This window comes from Pseudomonas sp. MPDS (genome assembly GCF_013283895.1).
In the GTDB taxonomy this organism is placed as follows: domain Bacteria; phylum Pseudomonadota; class Gammaproteobacteria; order Pseudomonadales; family Pseudomonadaceae; genus Aquipseudomonas; species Aquipseudomonas rhizophila.
Genome location: NZ_CP054128.1, coordinates 3,727,931 through 3,744,695 on the forward strand (window position 1 = coordinate 3,727,931; position 16,765 = coordinate 3,744,695).

The following is a 16,765-nucleotide window of genomic DNA, read 5'->3' on the forward strand; positions in this document are numbered from 1 at the left end:
AGCAGCCCCCGGCTCAATGACAACTCAGCGCTTGGCCACCAACTCTTTCGGCAACTTGAAGGTCCAGAGCATGCCGCCCTGGTTGAAGTCCTTCACGCGCTTGGCCACTTCGCCGCCCCACAACGGCACCGCGCCACCCCAGCCCGAGAGGACGGAGACGTATTGCTCGCCATCCATTTCCCAAGTGATGGGCGAACCGAGCACACCGGAGCCGGTCTGGAATTCCCAGACCTTTTCCCCAGTCTTGGCGTTGAAGGCCTGCAGGAATCCTTCAGGCGTGCCGGTGAACACCAGGTTGCCCTTGGTGGTCAGCACTCCGCCCCACAGCGGCGCGAAGTTCTTGTGACGCCAGACCTCCTTGCCAGTCTTGGGGTCGATGGCCCGCAGCACACCGATGTAGTCCTCGTTCAGCGGCTTGATGGTGAAACCGGCCCCCAGAAACGCCGCGCCCTTCTTGTAGGCGATGCCTTCGTTCCAGATGTCCATGCCCCATTCGTTGGACGGCACGTAGAACAACCCGGTGTCCTGGTTGTAGGCCATCGGCATCCAGTTCTTCGCCCCGAGGAACGCCGGCGCGACAAACACCGAGCTGCCCTTGGCTTCGCTGCCCGGCGCGCCCGGACGGCCGGCCTCGTTGTAGATCGGCCGCCCTTCCTTGTCCAGGCCGCTGGCCCAGGTGATCTTGTCGACAAACGGGAAGCCGCGGATGAACTTGCCGTTGGTGCGATCGAGCACGTAGAAGAAGCCGTTGTGGTCGGCGGTGGCCGCAGCCTTGATGTCCTTGCCCCCTTCCTTGTAGTTGAAGGAGATCAGTTCGTTGACGCCGTCATAGTCCCAGCCGTCGTGAGGGGTGCTCTGGAAGTGCCATTTGATGCTGCCGTCGTCTGGGTTGAGGGCCAGGCGCGACGAGGAATAGAGGTTGTCGCCAGGGCGCAGATGGGAGTTCCACGGTGCCGGGTTACCGGTGCCAAACAGCAGCAGATTGGTTTCCGGGTCGTAGTAGCCGCCCAGCCAGGGCGCCGCACCACCGGTCTTCCAGAGATCCCCCGGCCAGGTCTTGCCGGCTTCGCCACCGGAAATGCCATTCTCGATAGCCTTGCCGTCCTTGTAGACATAACCCATGTGCCCTTCCACGGTCGGACGGGTCCACAGCAGCTCGCCGTTTTTCGGGTCGTAGGCGCTGATCTTGCCCACCACGCCGAACTCGCCGCCCGCCACGCCGGTAATCAGCTTGCCATTGACGATCATGGGCGCGGCGCTGATGGAATAACCTTCCTTGTGGTCAGCGACTTTCTTGCTCCACACCACCTTGCCGGTGTCCTTGTTCAGGGCCACCAGCTTGGCGTCCAGGGTGCCGAAATACACCAGGTCGCCATACAGCGCCACGCCACGGTTGATCACGTCGCAGCAAGGACGAATGTCATCGGGCAGGCGCGCATCGTATTGCCAGAGTTTCTTGCCGGTGCGTGCATCCACCGCGAACACCCGCGAGTAGGAACCGGTGAGGTACATCACCCCATCCTTGATCATCGGCTGGGCCTGCTGGCCGCGCTGCTTTTCACCGCCGAAGGAGAACGCCCAGACCGGACGCAGATCCTTGACGTTATTCACGTTGAGCGTGTCGAGTGGGCTATAGCGTTGGCCTTGCACGCCGAGGCCGTTGGTCACGACCTGCTGCGGGTTTTTCGGGTCCTGGAGAATTTCCTGATCGGTCACGGCGGCCAAGGCCGAACCGGACAGCAGCATGGCACTGAGCAGCAGGCTCACGGCGAAGGGCTGGCGACGTGCGGGATGAGTCATGACGGCTACCTCTGCGGTTATTGTTATACCCGGGAAATTTTCCCGGTCTGCCGCAGATTCTTGGCCTTGGGGCCGTCGTCAACAATTGCCCGCTGTGTTGAGTTTTCTAGTTCCTTGGTACATGTGAAGACCGGATTGGACCGTTACAACGCTGTTCCCTCAGGAAGCCGGTAAGGTGGCGCCAGCCTTACGTGAACGGCATGCCGGCTTCAGGGCGAGTCGGCTTGGAAAAAATCGCGCAAGATTCGGGCGAACTCGTCGGGACGTTCGTCGGCCGGCCAGTGTCCGGCACCTTCAATGACGGTCCCACTCAGGTGCTGCGCCACCGGTTCGAGGAGCAGGCTGGTCTTCTCGGCGAACCCCCATCGACCACCAATGCCGAGCACGGGCATCTGCAGTTTGCCCCGCCGAGCGGTTTCGGAATGGTCGTCCATGTCCTGCCAGACCGCAGCGTAGTAATTGAGGCCCGCTCGCAGCGCGCCTGGTTTGATGATCTGCCGGACATATTCCTCGAAGTCCTCGCCGCTCACGCCCTCAGGGTTGGCGGACATCTTCCAGAAAAACCAGGAGAGCAACTCGCGCTCCTTTCCGCGAATGAACATTTCCGCAACATCGGGCTGAGTGAAGAAGCTGAGTTGCCAGCTGCTGGCAACGTCCCAGTCTCGAGACGGCGTCAGCTTGGCCTCGTAGCCGAACCCCGGCAGCGCATATTCGGCGAGGGCCAGCCGTCGAACCTCGTTGGGGTGCGCGCCGGCATATTGGTAAGCAACGCCAACACCGTGATCGTAGCCCACAAGGAAGACCGGCCCCAGGTTGAGCTTCTCGATGAGGGCTCGTAGATCGCGAGCCATGGTCCGCTTGTCGTAGCCCCCGGGCGTAATCGACGATCCTCCGGCTCCGCGCAGATCCGGGGCAATGATTAGATACTGGTCGGCGAGTTCCGCCATGACCCGATTCCACATCAGAGAGTGTTGTGGCCAGCCGTGGAGAAGGACGATCGGTGCCCCTTGCCCGGTAAACCGATAGTGCATTTCGATGCCATTGGCGTGGATTTTGTCGTGGAGGATTTTTGTGATGGTCATTTCATCGCTGCTCCAGAGTTCTGCCTTGCGTAGAAAGCACTCTGCGGCCATGACATCTTCGGTTCCGCGACTTCGGCTATTTTTTCAGGCACCACACCCCTGCTGTGTCCTTAACAATGACCTTAGACCAAGGCCCGCTTTTTTTCATTTTTGGCGCTAGCCGGGGGATTTGCCGGGACTACTCAATCTTGGCATCTACTCGCTTCATCCCTACCCGCTCATAACGCGGATAAAGATGACTGACACTGCGAATCAATTCATAGCGACTCAGGCTGATCCCGGCAAAACGCTCGGGGATGGGGCTGCGGATCATCTCGGCCATGTCATCGCCCCGGGCCGCGCCGTCGCGCATCAGTTGGTCGAGCCAGCTGAGGTGGTCGCGCATTTGCAAGAAAGGCCGGGCATCGCTCGCCACTGGACCATGGCCGGGTACGATCTGCTTCCACGACAGGCTTTGCAGGGTGTCCAGATCCTTGAGCCAGACCTCCAGACCGGGGCTGTTCGGGGTGGTCAGGACTCGTTCGTAGAACACCAGATCGCCGGCAAACAACACGCCGGTGGTTTCATCGAGGATCGCCAGGTCCGCCCCGGTGTGCCCGGCCAATGCCAGCAGACGCAACGAATGGTTGCCGACCTTCAGCGGACCGGGAACCAGCACTTGGTTTGGCAACACCACTTCGGTGCCACGCATCCAGTCACCGACCAGCCGGTACATGTTCTCGGCCATGGCATCGCCCTGCTGGCGCAACAGATCCGTGGTCCCCGCCAGCGCGCCGATGGAGACGTCGCTGAAGGCCTGGTTGCCCAAGACATGGTCGGGGTGATGATGGGTCAGCAACACCTGGACTACCGGCTTATCGGTGATCGCGGCAATCGCCTGGCGCAAGGCCTGCCCGTAGCGCCGGGACGGGCCGCTGTCGATGACCACCACGCCGGCCTCGGTGACAATAAAAGCGGTGTTGACGATGTTGCCGCCGTTGGCCTTGGCAAAATTGTCCGTGCTGCCTTCCAGCAGCCAGGTGCCTTCGGCGATCTGCCGGGGCTTGAGTGAATAGTCCGCTGCGGCCCATGTCGGCAGGCACAGGCCCAGCCAGATCAGCAACAACCAACGCATGGCGCGCTCCTTGTGGTCAGGGGACCGTAGCCTCGAATTCATTGCCGCTGTTGTCACGCAACAACAGGCGGGTCTGCCCGGGGCCTTGAATGTCGAAGCTCAGGTTGGGGTTTTCGCTGACGGCCGGGAACAGCTCCAGGCGCGCCAGCACCTGGCCGTCGGCGTCCAGCAACTGCGCCTGGTTGAGGTAAAACTCCGGGATGCCGCTCACCAGCCCATTGTCCATCGGGTGGGCGACTTGCAGGCGCAGGCGGCTGTCTTCACCTCGGGGGTAACGAGCTCCCAGCACTTCGCCCAAGTGTTCTTCCCAGCCCGGCTGGGTCCGCACCACGCTTGGCGCAGTGCAGCCGCCACCGGCCGCGTCGATCAGTGTCGAGCCGACGTGCCACAGCCCGTCACGGGTCTGCACGGCAGCGCGCAACGGCGTGGCCTGCTCGATGCGAATGCGGATCGACAGCCAGGGCAGCACCCGCTCCCCCGGCTGGAAATCGACGATCTTGGGCAGCGGGTTCAGTTCGGCCCAAACCAGCATGCGCACCACGTCGCCGGTGAATGCGCGGGCATCGATCTGCAATGGCACCTGGCGCGCGTCTTCAGCAAAAGGCGGCGCCAGCAACCGGACCCGGTCGTCGAACACGAACGGCGCCTCACCCAGCAATTGTTTGTGATAGAAGGCCCACATCACCGAGGGCACCGGGTCCTTCCCGGTCTCGAGCGCCGTCGCCGTCAACGGCAGGCAGCACAACAGCAGACCCCACGCTCGCCAGTTCATCCCTGCGCTCCTATTGATACATCTCGGGCACTTCGTAACGCAGGCCGTAATGGGCATAGATGGTTTTGAGACTACCGTCGCGGATCAACCCTTCCAGCGCTTCTTCCACCGCATAAGCCAGCTGCCGGTTGCTCTCATGCACCGCCATGCCGATTTCCCAACGTTGCTTGCCCATGTTCGGGTAAGCATTTTCGGCCAATGCCAGTTGCGGATCGGCTGCCTCATGCAGTTGCCAGTCGATCTCCCCGCGCATGGCCATGACCGCGTCGACCTGCCCGGCCCGCATGGCCTTGAACGCCTGGCCTACGCCGGGGAAGTGATGGGTCCTGGCGCTGAGCATGCCGTTGAACACCGAGGTCAGGTAGAACGACGGCACGCTGTCGACTTCAACGCCAATGGGGTGCTGCTGGAATACCGCGACACTGCCTACGCTTTCAAGCCGGCGGCGGTCGTACGCCACTTGCCAGCACTCCTGCTGATAAGGCCCGAACATGGCGACCTGGGCGTTTTCCAGTTCACCGATGTCGTTGCGCTTTTGTACGTAGTCGCGATCGTAAGGCACGCGCATCATCAGGTCGGCCAGTTGCCGACCATGCAGGGCACTGCTGCGCCAGATGTAATCGCGCAGGTCGTCATCGAGCTTTTCGCCGGGCGGCGCCCAGATCAATCGCAGGCGCACGCCAAGGGCTTTGGCCAGGGCCTGGGCCAACTCCACGTCCACGCCCCGAGGCTGGCCGTGGTCTTCGAAGCTATAGGGGGCAAAATCCTTATACACCGCCACTTTCAGCTCGCCGGCGGCGATCATTTCGTCGTAGTTACGCACCTGTGCCTGAACCGTCTGGCCACACAGCAACAGGCTGCAGAATATCCACGCGAACAGGCGCATGGCGATCACTCCTCGACGTGCACGCTGTCGAGATAGGTGCGCACCGCCCACAAGGCTTCCTGGCTTAAATAGTCTGCCATTTTCGGCATGTAGACCCGGCCGTCGCGCACCGCGCCGTGACGCACGCGCTCGACAAACCACTCATCTCCGGCTTCGGCGGCATCCAGCATGCGCAGATCCGGCGCGATCCCGCCGGACTTGGCTTCCAGGCCGTGGCACGCGGCGCAGTTCTGGTTGTAGGCCGAGGCGCCGATTTCCACCGCTTTGTCTCGCTCGGGAGAACTGCGGTAAGGGTTTTGCGCGAGCCAACCATCGCCATCTGTTGGCAGGCCGGTGTCCTTGATCGGGGTCAGCCCTTTGGTTTCCACTGCCTGGGGCACTACGTTGCCATGGGCCCACACGGAGCCTGCGCCGGTCAGCCCTATCAGCAATGCGGTAGCGATGATGGCGTTGCGTTTTGTTGTCATTGTTATGCCCTCGAATTTGCACGCAAGACCTCTCTACAGAGGCCGTGCCGTCATCTTAGGAACGCCTGCACCCCAGCCGAATGCTGCTTTGGTGGCCGCACGCTAGTTCCTTGGTAGCGGGTCATCCGGCGCGGTTCGCAAAGACAGCCGGTTCGGGAAGTCTTCCCGGCAAGGGCGGGACTTTTTCCGTATCGGTAGAGCCCTGACGCGACCCAACCTAGTCAGGCCAAAACCTCACTGGGAATGCCCACCATGACAATAAAAACGCTCCCCGCCCTCTCTTCCCTGACCGTTGCCTTGCTGCTGGCCGGCAGCCTGTCCCTGACTCCGCAGGCGAACGCCGCAGTCACCTGGGAAGACATCGCCAACGACCACCTGACCACCCGCGACGTATTGCAATACGGCATGGGCACCAACGCCCAGCGCTGGAGCCCGCTGGCCCAGGTCAATGACAAGAACGTGTTCAAGCTCACGCCGGCCTGGTCTTATTCATTCGGCGACGAAAAGCAGCGCGGCCAGGAGTCCCAGGCCATCGTCAGCGACGGCGTGGTGTACGTCACCGGCTCTTACTCGCGGGTATTCGCCCTCGACGCCAAGACCGGCAAACGCCTGTGGACCTACAGCCATCGGCTGCCGGACAACATTCGCCCGTGCTGCGACGTGGTCAATCGGGGCGCGGCCATTTACGGCGACAAGATCTACTTCGGCACGCTGGATGCGCGGGTGGTCGCCCTGAATAAAAACACCGGCAAAGTGGTGTGGAACAAGAAGTTCGGCGATCACGCGGCCGGCTACACCATGACCGGAGCCCCGGTGCTGATCAAGGACAAGACCAGCGGCAAGGTGCTGTTGATCCATGGCAGTTCCGGGGATGAGTTCGGCGTGGTCGGGCAACTGTTCGCCCGGGACCCGGACACCGGTGAAGAAGTCTGGATGCGGCCTTTCGTCGAAGGCCACATGGGCCGTCTCAACGGCAAGGACAGCACGCCGACCGGCGATGTGAAAGCACCGTCCTGGCCCGACGACAAAACCACCGAAACCGGCAAGGTCGAGGCCTGGAGCCACGGCGGCGGCGCACCTTGGCAGAGCGCCAGTTTCGACCCCGAAACCAACACCATCATCGTCGGCGCCGGCAACCCGGGGCCATGGAACACCTGGGCGCGCACGGCCAAGGATGGCAACCCGCAGGATTACGACAGCCTCTACACCTCCGGCCAGGTAGGCGTCGACCCGAGTACCGGCGAGGTGAAGTGGTTCTACCAGCACACGCCCAACGATGCCTGGGATTTCTCCGGCAACAACGAGCTGGTGCTGTTCGACTACAAAGACAAGGACGGCAAGCTGGTCAAGGCCACCGCTCACGCCGACCGCAACGGCTTTTTCTACGTCGTGGACCGCAACAACGGCAAGCTGCAGAACGCCTTCCCTTTCGTCGACAACATCACCTGGGCCAGCCACATCGACCTGAAGACCGGCCGCCCGGTGGAAAATCCAGGTCAGCGTCCGGCCAAGCCACTGCCGGGTGAAACCAAGGGCAAACCGGTGGAAGTCTCACCGCCTTTCCTGGGTGGCAAGAACTGGAATCCCATGGCCTACAGCCAGGACACCGGGCTGTTCTACGTGCCGGGCAACCAGTGGAAGGAGGAATACTGGACCGAAGAGGTTAACTACAAGAAAGGCTCGGCCTACCTGGGCATGGGCTTTCGCATCAAGCGCATGTATGACGATCACGTCGGCAGCCTGCGGGCGATGAACCCCACCACCGGCAAGGTGGTCTGGGAACACAAGGAAGCCTTGCCGCTGTGGGCCGGGGTGCTCGCCACCAAGGGCAATCTGGTGTTCACCGGCACCGGCGACGGCTTCTTCAAGGCCTTCGACGCCAAGACCGGCCAGGAATTGTGGAAGTTCCAGACCGGCAGCGGCATCGTCTCCCCGCCCATCACCTGGGAACAGGACGGCGAACAGTACATCGGCGTGACCGTCGGCTACGGCGGCGCCGTGCCGTTGTGGGGCGGCGACATGGCCGAGCTGACCAAGCCGGTGGCCCAGGGCGGGTCGTTCTGGGTGTTCAAGATTCCGAGTTGGGATAACAAGGTGGCCCGCCAATAACCCTTGCGGGAGCGATCCTGCTCGCGATAGCGGTGGTTCAGTTGGCAGTGATGTTGAATGTGCCGACGGCTTCGCGAGCAAGCCCGCTCCCACTCTTGATCTCATTGGACACAGATTCTGTGTCTAGCAAAGATCCCTTGTGGGAGCGAGCCTGCTCGCGATGGCGGTGGTTCAGATGGCAGTGATGTTGAATGTACCGCCGCAATCGCGAGCAGGCTCGCTCCCACAGTTAACTCGAGTTCCTGCCATGAACTATCCACTGGTTTTATTGATCGTGTTCGCCGCAAATGCCAGCGCCGACGACCTCGACATGCCCCTGACCATCAACGGCTGCATCATCGCCGAGTCCAGCCAATGCCCCGGCGCCGACCTTCGCGGGGCCCGGCTGGCCAACCAGGACCTGCGCAAAATGAACCTCAGCGGTGCCGACCTGCGGGGCGCCGATTTGCGCCATGCGCGGCTGGACCTGGCCAATCTGGAAAAGGCTCGTCTGCAAGGCGCCAACCTGACCCGTGCCAGCTTGCAGCAAAGCAACCTGCGCCTGGCGGACTTCAGTGGGGCCACGCTCAAGGCTATCCAGGGCTGGGGCCTGTTTGCCCAGGGCGCGCAGTTCCAGAAAGCCGACCTGAGCGCCGCGTATCTTCAATTCGCCCGGCTGTCCGGCGCCCGAATGCACGAAACCAACCTGCAAGCCGCCGACCTGGAAATGGCCTGGCTGAGCAAGGCAGACCTCAAGGGCGCCGACCTGCGCGACGCCAACCTGCAGGAAGCCAAGCTTGGCGAAAGCAACCTGGAAGACGCCAACATGAGCGGTTCACGCCAGCATTACGGGAATTTTCAGGATGCGAATATGCAAGGGTGTAGGGGTTGCCCGACGACTTGGGATTAGTACCCATTCAAGGACCGCCACAGTTGTGTATTGCTTTCAAGGATGGGATTCACCCCGCCACCCGCACCACGCCCATGTCGATCCCCAGGTGCACCAGTTCGGCATGGGAGCTGACCTGCAGCTTGCTCTTGAGCAGCGTCAAGTGATTGGACACGGTCTTGGCGCTGATGCACAGCTGTTCGGCAATGGTGCGCGCCGGGGTGCCCCTGGCGAGCATGACGAAGATCTCCAGCTCGCGCTGGGTCATGCATTGCAAGCGCGGGTCGGTGTTATGCCGGGTGCTGGCGCAGGCCAACTGGGTGGCCAGGGCTTGTTCGATGTAGGCATGGCCGGCCAGCACCCGGCGCACGGCCTCCACCAATATCTGGGGTGCCGAATTCTTGGTCAGGTAGCCCGCAGCACCGGCGTCCAGCGCCTGACGGACCAATGGCAGTTCATCGTGCATGCTGAAGAACAACACCCGCAGTTGCGGCAGGCGCTGGCGCAGGCGCCGGGTGGTTTCCAGCCCGCTGATACCGGGCAGGCCGAAGTCCATGATCACTAGGTGAGGCACCTGCTCCAGCACTTGGCTCAACGCCTCTTCACCGGTGGCGGCTTCGCGCACGTGCAGCTCCGGCATCAGCGCCCGCAATAGGCTGGCATAGCCCTGCCGAACCACCGCATGATCGTCGACCAACAAGATGTTCATCACGCCTCCAGGGGAATATTCAAGGCCAGCGCCCAACCGGCACCGGGCTGGCTGATGATGCGCAGTTCGCCACCCAGGCTGCGGGCGCGCTCGGACATCGAGTGCAGGCCAACGCCCGCTCGATGGGGCCCGGTCGCTCCCCGGCCGTTGTCACGCACCAGCACTCGCAAACGCCCGGCCCGATGCTGCAGGCGAATCCGCACCTGCGTGGCGCCGGCATGCCGGACGACATTGGTCAGCGCTTCCTGCAACAGGCGATACAGGTGGGTCTTGTTCGAGCCCGACAACGGCGGCAACGGCGCGTTGATCCGCAGCTGACAGGCGATGCCCTGGTTTTGTTGCCACTGAGCCACCAGCAGCTCGATGGCCTCGGACAGCGGCAGGTGCAGAAGCACCACCGGATACAGGTCTTGCACCAGCGCACGGAATCCCTGTTGCAGATGCTCGCAATGACCCTCGAGCTGGCTGACGGTCTGCTCCAGCATCGGCGGCTGATCGATCACCAGCCGCAGCAAGCATGCCTGGGCGCGGATCCCTGCCACGTATTGGCCCAGGTCATCGTGCAGGGTCCGAGCCAGCTGCGTGCGTTCCTGCTCCTGCACAGCCAGCAGGGCTTGAGTAAGCCGGGTGTTATCGGCCTGCGCCTGAGTCAGGGCAGCGGTCATGCGATTGAAATGCACCGCCAATTGCCGGGCCTCCGGGATAGCATCAGCGGCCAGCCGCACCTGCAAATCACCGGCGCAGACCTGACGCAGGGCCCGCAGCAATTCATCGAGCAATCCCATACCCCGGCGCACCGCCCAGCGGATCACCAGCAGGCTGACCAACAGCGCCAGCGCACAGACGCCGAGCAGTTGCACCAGGGAATCGAGGACTTCTTCGATTTCGTCCCGAGGATCGACCGCGATCCAGGCCCGGCGACCGTCGCGCAAATCCACCATCGCGGCAGCCAGAGCGTCGCCCAGTAACCAGCGACCAAGCCAGGCGCTCACCCCGCCCTCGCTGTTCCCCGGCTGCACCTGCCCCGCCGCCAACCAGTGCACCCGCACATGACGCAAACTGCCGGTCAGCCGCGACTGGAGACTGGCCGGGTTGCGCTCGGCGGTTTCACTCAGGTAATGCACCACGGACTCGGCCGATTGCAGCTCACGTTTCACATCAGTCGTGGCTTGATGCAGCAACAGGACCGCACAAGCCAGGGTGACCACGGCGAAAAACGCCGTCACCCAGAGGTTGATTCGCCAGAGGGCCGACATGGTTAGCGGCCCATTCCCTGGCCGGCACAGAACCCCGGTGGGAGCGAGCCTGCTTGCGATGAGATCGGCACATTCAACAGCGCTGTCGACTGAACCACCGCTATCGCGAGCAGGCTCGCTCCCACAGGGGGACCTGTGTGCTCGCAGGTTTTGTGTTCGCGGCAGCTCTTTGGTTTGCCAGACAACCGATCCACGCCAATCAGACTCAAGATCAGCAACAACGGCAGCAGCAGGGCTTTGAGAATCCGCACGGTCTGTCCGCTCCTGATGAATGACGATGACTGGCATCCTAAAACCCCGGCGTCGACAGCGGGTTACTACCTTGGTACTGGCCCGGCGGTACTTTCTGCATATTTCCCCCTGGACACAGGCTTCCTATGCTGGCGCTACCCGCAATGGAGGTGTTATGCGCCGGCTCGTCAGTTACGCCTTGATCCCTTTGCTCGCAGCGGCCAGCGCCGGGTTGCCGGTCGCCGCCCAGGCTGGCGACGGCGCGCCGCTGCAAGTGCGCATCGGCTACCTGGGTTACCGCCCCGACCCGGGCCCGCTGCTGTCCAACGTCATTGAAGAGCCCGCCGATGCCGGACTGCGCGGGGCGCAGTTGGCGATTGTCGACAGCAACAGCACCGGGCGTTTTCTCAAGCACGATTACCAGCTGCAAAGCGCCAGCGTCGACAGCCCCGAAGCCTTGCTCCAGGCCGCCCAAGCGCAGCATGACCAAGGCCTGCGGTTGTTTGTGGTCAACGCACCATCCGCCAGCCTGCGCCAACTCAGTGCCGCCCTGCCCGACAGCCTGCTGTTCAATGCCGGCAGCGCCGACGACAGCCTGCGCACCACCGATTGCCTGGGCAACGTGCTCCACAGCCTGCCCGACCGGGCGATGCTCGCCGATGCCTTGGTGCAGTTCAGCGTCGTACGCAAATGGCAGCGGGCGTTACTGATCGTCGGCCAGACCGCCGAGGACCAGGCCTATGCTGCCGCGCTACGACGAGCCATGAAGCGTTTCGGCATGAAGGTCATCGCGCAAAAAGACTGGCAGTTCGACAACGACCAGCGCCGCAGCGCCCAGGCCGACATGCCTTTGTTCACCCAGACCGCCGAATACGACGTGGTGCTGGTGGCCGACGAGCGCGGCGACTTCGGCGAATACGTGCCCTACCAGACCTGGTACCCGCGTCCGGTGGCCGGCACGCAAGGCCTGACCCCCACCGCCTGGCACAAGACCGTGGAAACCTACGGCGCGGCACAGCTGCAAAAACGCTTCGAAGCCCTGGCCGGGCGCTGGATGAATGATCGTGATTTCGCCGCCTGGATCGCCGTGCGCAGCATCGCCAGTGCCGTGAGCAAACTGCGCCAGGACGATCCATTGGCCATCCGCCAACTGGCGCTGAGCGAGCAATTGCCGCTGGACGGTTTCAAGGGGCGCAAGCTCAGTTACCGGCCGTGGAACGGGCAACTGCGCCAGCCGATTCCCCTGGTTCAGCCGCGGGCGCTGGTGAGCACCTCGCCCCAGGACGGTTTTCTGCACCCTACCAACGAAATGGACAGCCTGGGCTACGACCGGCCCGAAGTGAGCTGCCGCTACCCCTGATCCCTTCAAGAACAACAATAAGGAAACCGCCATGCGCCGCCCCCTGCTTGACCCGACCCGGTTCCAACCTGCCCTGCTTTGCCAGACCCTCACCCTGGCGGCGGCGTTGTTGGTCGCCGGCCCCGCCGCCGCCAGCATCGCCTGGGTTTCCAATGAGAAAGACAACAGCCTGAGCCTGATCGACATGCAGAGCCTGGAGGTCATCGAGACCCTGCCGGTGGGCCAACGCCCCCGAGGCCTGTTGCTGTCCCACGACAACCGCCTGCTGTACATCTGCGCCAGCGATTCGGACCGGGTCCAGGTGATGGACGTCGCCACCCGCAAGATCATCAAGGAATTGCCCTCCGGCAAGGACCCGGAACAGTTCGCCTTGCACCCCAATGACCGCTGGCTCTACGTGTCCAACGAAGACGATGCCCTGGTGACCGTGATCGACACCCAGACTTCCGAGGTGCTGGGACAGATCGGCGTCGGCGTCGAGCCCGAAGGCATGGCCGTCAGCCCCGATGGCAAATGGGCGGTCAACACCAGTGAAACCACCAACATGCTGCACTGGATCGACACCAGCACCCAGACCTTGGCCGACAACACACTGGTGGACCAACGGCCGCGTTTCGTCGAGTTCAGTCGTGACGGTTCGCAGCTCTGGGCCTCAGCGGAAATCGGCGGCACGCTGACGATTCTCGATGTCGCCAGTCGCCAGGTGCTCAAGACGCTGACGTTCCAGATCAAGGGCGTTCACCCCGACAAGGTACAACCGGTGGGCATCAAGCTCAGCGCCGACGGCAAACTCGCCTTCGTCGCCCTGGGCCCGGCCAATCACGTCGCCGTCATCGATGCCAAGACCTTCGAAGTGCTGGATTACCTGCTGGTGGGGCGGCGTGTCTGGCAACTGGCATTCACCCCCGATCAACGCCAACTGCTGGCAACCAATGGCGTCAGCGGCGATGTGTCGGTGATCGACGTGCAGAGCCGCAAAGTGCTCAAGTCGGTGAAGGTTGGGCGCTATCCCTGGGGCGTAGTGGTGACGCCATGAACGCCCTGGAAGTCAGCGACCTGAGCTTCGCCTACGGCGCGCGCGAAGCCCTCAGGCAGGTGAGTTTCAACCTCGCAGCCGGGCGCTTCGCCGCGTTGCTGGGCCCCAATGGCGCCGGTAAATCAACGCTGATTGCTTTGCTCACGCGCCTGTACGACGTACAGCGCGGTGAGGTCCGCGTCGGCGGCCATTCGTTGCAGACCTCGCCGCGGCCGGCCTTGCGCCAGTTGGGCGTGGTGTTCCAACAGAGCACCCTGGACCTGGACCTGAGTGTCGAGCAGAACCTGCGTTACCACGTCGCGCTGCATGGCCTGTCGCGGCGCCAGGGCAGTGTGCGCATTGACGCCGAACTGGCCCGCCAGCAGTTGACCGAGCGGCGCCACGAACGGGTGCGCGCCCTGAATGGCGGCCATCGTCGCCGGGTGGAAATCGCCCGGGCGCTGCTGCATGAACCGCGCCTGTTACTGCTCGATGAACCCAGCGTTGGCCTTGACCCGGCCAGCCGGCTGGCCCTGAACCAACACGTCCGCCAGTTGTGCCACGAGGGCATCAGCGTGCTGTGGACCACGCACCTGCTGGACGAAGTACAGCCCAGCGACGATCTGCTGGTCCTGCATCAAGGCCGCCTCGTCGCCAGCGCACGCGCCGACGCCGTGAGCCAGGCACACGGCGGCACCCTCGGTTCGGCCTTCACCCACCTCACCGCAGCGGGAGTTCACCCATGAACGCGTATTGGCAATGCTTCAGCGGCATCGTGGTGCGTGAATGGCTGCGTTTCGTGCTGCAACGCACGCGCTTTCTCAGTGCCCTGGTGCGGCCGCTGCTGTGGCTGCTGGTGTTCGCCGCCGGCTTTCGTGCGGCACTGGGCATCGCCATCATTGCCCCCTATGACACCTACATCCCTTATGAGGTGTACATCGTGCCTGGGCTTGCCTGCATGATCCTGTTGTTCAATGGCATGCAGGGTTCGCTGTCGATGGTCTATGACCGGGAAATGGGCAGCATGCGCGTGCTGCTCACCAGCCCCCTGCCGCGGGCCTTCCTGCTGGCGAGCAAGTTGCTGGCAACCTCGCTGATCTCGTTGTTGCAGGTCTACGCATTTCTCGCCATTGCCTGGCTGTACGGCATCCAGCCACCGGCCATGGGTCTGCTGCTGGCATTTCCGGCGCTGCTGCTGGTGGCCCTGATGCTCAGCGCCCTGGGCCTGCTGCTGTCCAATGCCATTCGGCAACTGGAGAACTTTGCCGGGGTGATGAATTTCGTGATCTTCCCGATGTTCTTCCTGTCCTCGGCACTGTATCCATTGTGGAAAATGCTGGAGGCCAGCCCTTGGCTGTACTGGCTGTGCGCGGTGAGTCCGTTCACCCATGGGGTGGAGCTGGTGCGTTATGCGTTGTATGAACGGTTCAATCTGCTGGCAATGGTGGTGTGCGCGGGCTTGACCCTGGTGTTCGCATTACTGGCGGTGTGGACCTTCAATCCGCAGCATGCGGCGTTGCGCAAAGCAGGCTGATTGCACGACGAATAACCCTTGTGGGAGCGAGCCTGCTCGCGATAGCGGTGCGTCAGTCACGTCTCTGCCAACTGAACCACCGCTATCGCGAGCAGGCTCGCTCCCACAGGGGATAGAGCATGACCTAGGTTTGACACTTGTCTTTGAGCCCGAAATTACTACTTTAGTACCGGTTTTCCTGTCTATGGTCGCATTCACAAGACCTCGACCCTGGCATGTAATGGGCGCATAACAAAAAGGATAAATTCCCATGCCCCGTTTGCTGGTGATCGTCTTGCTGGGCCTGTGGCTGAATGTCGCCCAGGCTGACACTGCGCTGTTCTCCGCGCAGGGCTATCGCATTGCCCAGTACCGCAGCCCGACGCCCGCCACCGTCGATGGCGCAGAGACGCTCGATACCCAGGCACTGCAACAGCTGATGATGCAAACGCCGTCTGCGATCCTGATCGACGTCTATCGCCGCCCCTGGCTCCAGGGACGCTTCATCGACAACGAGCCCCACGCCAACCTCCCCGGCAGCCTGTGGCTGGCCAATACCGGCGACGGCGAACTCGACTCGACCTGGCAGGATTACTTCAACCATCACCTGGGAAAAGCCACGGGCGGGCGAGCGGATCAACCGCTGGTCTTTTATTGCCGCTCTGATTGCTGGTTGAGCTGGAACGCGGTAAAACGCGCCGCCGCCATGGGCTATAAACAGTTGTATTGGTACCGCGACGGCCTCGACGCCTGGGAGGCGGCTCGCCTGCCCTTGCAAGCGGCCCGGCCCGAACCCTTTCCCTGATTTCAATGAGTGCGTGCCCCCGCTCCACCCACACGACAATAACGAGGTGAATGGCCATGTATAAGATCCTGATAGCCGACGATCACCCACTGTTTCGCGAAGCCATCCACAACGTCATCAGCGACGGTTTTCCTGGCAGCGAGGTGATGGAAACCGCCGATCTGGACAGCGCCCTGGCGTTGACCCGCGAGCACGACGACCTCGACCTGATCCTGCTGGACCTGAACATGCCCGGCATGCACGGCCTCAATGGCCTGATCAACCTGCGCAACGAGGCGCCGACCATCCCCGTGGTGATCGTCTCCGCCGAACAGGACAAACAGGTGGTGCTGCAAGCCATTACCTACGGCGCGGTGGGGTTCATCACCAAGTCCTCGCCGCGCTCGCAGATGACCGACGCCATCGAGCAGATTCTCAACGGCAACGTGTACCTGCCACCGGACATCATCCGCACGCAGAAAAGCCCAATGGGCCGCCGCCTGAACGAAACCCCGGCCTTTGCGCCCGAGCTGCTGCAGGCACTGACCCGTAAACAATTGCTGGTGCTGGAACGCATGACCAAGGGCGAGTCGAACAAACAGATCGCCTACACGCTGGAGATCGCCGAAACCACGGTCAAGGCTCACGTCTCGGCCATCCTGCGCAAGCTCAATGTGCACAATCGGGTGCAGGCGATTCTCAGTGCCGGGGATATTGATTTCGGGGCTTATCTGCGCCGTTGAACCGCTGACACACATCCCTGTGGCGAGGGGATTTATCCCCGCTGGGGCGCGAAGCG

The 16,765-nt window shown here is 62.6% G+C and carries 16 protein-coding genes; 8 read left to right on the plus strand and 8 right to left on the minus strand.

All coding sequences use genetic code 11. The features are described 5' to 3' along the window. Nucleotides 1–24: 24 nt before the first annotated feature. The 6 genes from HQ912_RS16375 to pedF form a co-directional block, all read right to left on the minus strand. Entirely contained in the window at nucleotides 25–1,800 is a 1,776-nt protein-coding gene (locus HQ912_RS16375) for a PQQ-dependent methanol/ethanol family dehydrogenase (RefSeq protein WP_173407031.1), read from the minus strand. Between the two features lie 209 nt (nucleotides 1,801–2,009). Further along, nucleotides 2,010–2,882, minus strand: coding sequence for an alpha/beta fold hydrolase (locus HQ912_RS16380; protein WP_047229007.1), 873 nt, complete (start codon nucleotides 2,880–2,882; stop codon nucleotides 2,010–2,012). Between the two features lie 178 nt (nucleotides 2,883–3,060). Continuing rightward, a complete protein-coding gene (locus tag HQ912_RS16385) occupies nucleotides 3,061–3,996 on the minus strand; it encodes a quinoprotein relay system zinc metallohydrolase 1 (RefSeq protein WP_173407032.1) in 936 nt (311 codons plus the stop codon). 16 nt (nucleotides 3,997–4,012) lie between these two features. Beyond that, the gene (locus HQ912_RS16390; RefSeq protein WP_139050450.1) at nucleotides 4,013–4,768 is read right to left on the minus strand and encodes a quinoprotein dehydrogenase-associated SoxYZ-like carrier; all 756 of its coding nucleotides are present in this window, start codon (nucleotides 4,766–4,768) and stop codon (nucleotides 4,013–4,015) included. A 10-nt stretch (nucleotides 4,769–4,778) separates the two neighbouring features. After that, nucleotides 4,779–5,654, minus strand: a complete 876-nt coding sequence (locus HQ912_RS16395; protein WP_047229004.1) for a substrate-binding periplasmic protein — start codon at nucleotides 5,652–5,654, stop codon at nucleotides 4,779–4,781. A 5-nt stretch (nucleotides 5,655–5,659) separates the two neighbouring features. Then, on the minus strand, nucleotides 5,660–6,121 hold the full coding sequence (gene pedF, locus HQ912_RS16400; protein WP_076385155.1) for a cytochrome c-550 PedF: 462 nt from the start codon (nucleotides 6,119–6,121) through the stop codon (nucleotides 5,660–5,662). Between the two features lie 252 nt (nucleotides 6,122–6,373). Between pedF and exaA the strand changes: the two genes are divergently transcribed. After that, nucleotides 6,374–8,230 carry a quinoprotein ethanol dehydrogenase gene (gene exaA / locus HQ912_RS16405; protein ID WP_047229002.1) on the plus strand — a complete coding sequence of 619 codons (1,857 nt, stop codon included), beginning with the start codon at nucleotides 6,374–6,376 and terminating at the stop codon, nucleotides 8,228–8,230. A gap of 247 nt (nucleotides 8,231–8,477) precedes the next feature. Continuing rightward, on the plus strand, nucleotides 8,478–9,119 hold the full coding sequence (locus tag HQ912_RS16410; protein ID WP_173407033.1) for a pentapeptide repeat-containing protein: 642 nt from the start codon (nucleotides 8,478–8,480) through the stop codon (nucleotides 9,117–9,119). A gap of 49 nt (nucleotides 9,120–9,168) precedes the next feature. On the opposite strand, the gene HQ912_RS16415 is transcribed toward HQ912_RS16410, so the two are convergent. Both HQ912_RS16415 and HQ912_RS16420 read right to left on the minus strand, forming a co-directional pair. After that, entirely contained in the window at nucleotides 9,169–9,807 is a 639-nt protein-coding gene (locus HQ912_RS16415; RefSeq protein WP_173407034.1) for a response regulator transcription factor, read from the minus strand. Next, on the minus strand, nucleotides 9,807–11,063 hold the full coding sequence (locus HQ912_RS16420; RefSeq protein ID WP_173407035.1) for a sensor histidine kinase: 1,257 nt from the start codon (nucleotides 11,061–11,063) through the stop codon (nucleotides 9,807–9,809). The genes HQ912_RS16415 and HQ912_RS16420 overlap by 1 nt, the downstream gene beginning before the upstream one ends. Nucleotides 11,064–11,469: 406 nt before the next feature. Here HQ912_RS16420 and HQ912_RS16425 point away from each other — a divergent pair, with 406 nt between their 5' ends. The 6 genes from HQ912_RS16425 to HQ912_RS16450 all read left to right on the plus strand — a co-directional run bounded on the left by HQ912_RS16425 (nucleotide 11,470) and on the right by HQ912_RS16450 (nucleotide 16,709). Further along, nucleotides 11,470–12,654, plus strand: a complete 1,185-nt coding sequence (locus tag HQ912_RS16425) for an ABC transporter substrate-binding protein (RefSeq protein ID WP_173407036.1) — start codon at nucleotides 11,470–11,472, stop codon at nucleotides 12,652–12,654. 31 nt (nucleotides 12,655–12,685) lie between these two features. Beyond that, nucleotides 12,686–13,690, plus strand: a complete 1,005-nt coding sequence (locus HQ912_RS16430; protein WP_047228996.1) for a YVTN family beta-propeller repeat protein — start codon at nucleotides 12,686–12,688, stop codon at nucleotides 13,688–13,690. Then, nucleotides 13,687–14,415, plus strand: a complete 729-nt coding sequence (locus tag HQ912_RS16435) for an ABC transporter ATP-binding protein (protein ID WP_173407037.1) — start codon at nucleotides 13,687–13,689, stop codon at nucleotides 14,413–14,415. Before HQ912_RS16430 ends, HQ912_RS16435 begins: the two co-directional genes overlap by 4 nt. Further along, a complete protein-coding gene (locus HQ912_RS16440; protein WP_076385171.1) occupies nucleotides 14,412–15,203 on the plus strand; it encodes an ABC transporter permease in 792 nt (263 codons plus the stop codon). The genes HQ912_RS16435 and HQ912_RS16440 overlap by 4 nt, the downstream gene beginning before the upstream one ends. 250 nt (nucleotides 15,204–15,453) lie before the next feature. After that, the gene (locus HQ912_RS16445; protein WP_173407038.1) at nucleotides 15,454–15,987 is read left to right on the plus strand and encodes a PQQ-dependent catabolism-associated CXXCW motif protein; all 534 of its coding nucleotides are present in this window, start codon (nucleotides 15,454–15,456) and stop codon (nucleotides 15,985–15,987) included. A 56-nt stretch (nucleotides 15,988–16,043) separates the two neighbouring features. Further along, nucleotides 16,044–16,709: a response regulator transcription factor gene (locus tag HQ912_RS16450; RefSeq protein WP_047229013.1), complete on the plus strand. Its 666-nt coding sequence runs from the start codon at nucleotides 16,044–16,046 to the stop codon at nucleotides 16,707–16,709. Nucleotides 16,710–16,765: the final 56 nt, after the last annotated feature.

Bases quoted from the DNA above. Each gene is read 5' to 3' on its own strand.
- HQ912_RS16375 (WP_173407031.1), bottom strand. From the start codon at position 1,800: ATGACTCATCCCGCACGTCGCCAGCCCTTCGCCGTGAGCCTGCTGCTC.
- HQ912_RS16380 (WP_047229007.1), bottom strand. From the start codon at position 2,882: ATGACCATCACAAAAATCCTCCACGACAAAATCCACGCCAATGGCATC.
- HQ912_RS16385 (WP_173407032.1), bottom strand. From the start codon at position 3,996: ATGCGTTGGTTGTTGCTGATCTGGCTGGGCCTGTGCCTGCCGACATGG.
- HQ912_RS16390 (WP_139050450.1), bottom strand. From the start codon at position 4,768: ATGAACTGGCGAGCGTGGGGTCTGCTGTTGTGCTGCCTGCCGTTGACG.
- HQ912_RS16395 (WP_047229004.1), bottom strand. From the start codon at position 5,654: ATGCGCCTGTTCGCGTGGATATTCTGCAGCCTGTTGCTGTGTGGCCAG.
- pedF (WP_076385155.1), bottom strand. From the start codon at position 6,121: ATGACAACAAAACGCAACGCCATCATCGCTACCGCATTGCTGATAGGG.
- exaA (WP_047229002.1), top strand. From the start codon at position 6,374: ATGACAATAAAAACGCTCCCCGCCCTCTCTTCCCTGACCGTTGCCTTG.
- HQ912_RS16410 (WP_173407033.1), top strand. From the start codon at position 8,478: ATGAACTATCCACTGGTTTTATTGATCGTGTTCGCCGCAAATGCCAGC.
- HQ912_RS16415 (WP_173407034.1), bottom strand. From the start codon at position 9,807: ATGAACATCTTGTTGGTCGACGATCATGCGGTGGTTCGGCAGGGCTAT.
- HQ912_RS16420 (WP_173407035.1), bottom strand. From the start codon at position 11,063: ATGTCGGCCCTCTGGCGAATCAACCTCTGGGTGACGGCGTTTTTCGCC.
- HQ912_RS16425 (WP_173407036.1), top strand. From the start codon at position 11,470: ATGCGCCGGCTCGTCAGTTACGCCTTGATCCCTTTGCTCGCAGCGGCC.
- HQ912_RS16430 (WP_047228996.1), top strand. From the start codon at position 12,686: ATGCGCCGCCCCCTGCTTGACCCGACCCGGTTCCAACCTGCCCTGCTT.
- HQ912_RS16435 (WP_173407037.1), top strand. From the start codon at position 13,687: ATGAACGCCCTGGAAGTCAGCGACCTGAGCTTCGCCTACGGCGCGCGC.
- HQ912_RS16440 (WP_076385171.1), top strand. From the start codon at position 14,412: ATGAACGCGTATTGGCAATGCTTCAGCGGCATCGTGGTGCGTGAATGG.
- HQ912_RS16445 (WP_173407038.1), top strand. From the start codon at position 15,454: ATGCCCCGTTTGCTGGTGATCGTCTTGCTGGGCCTGTGGCTGAATGTC.
- HQ912_RS16450 (WP_047229013.1), top strand. From the start codon at position 16,044: ATGTATAAGATCCTGATAGCCGACGATCACCCACTGTTTCGCGAAGCC.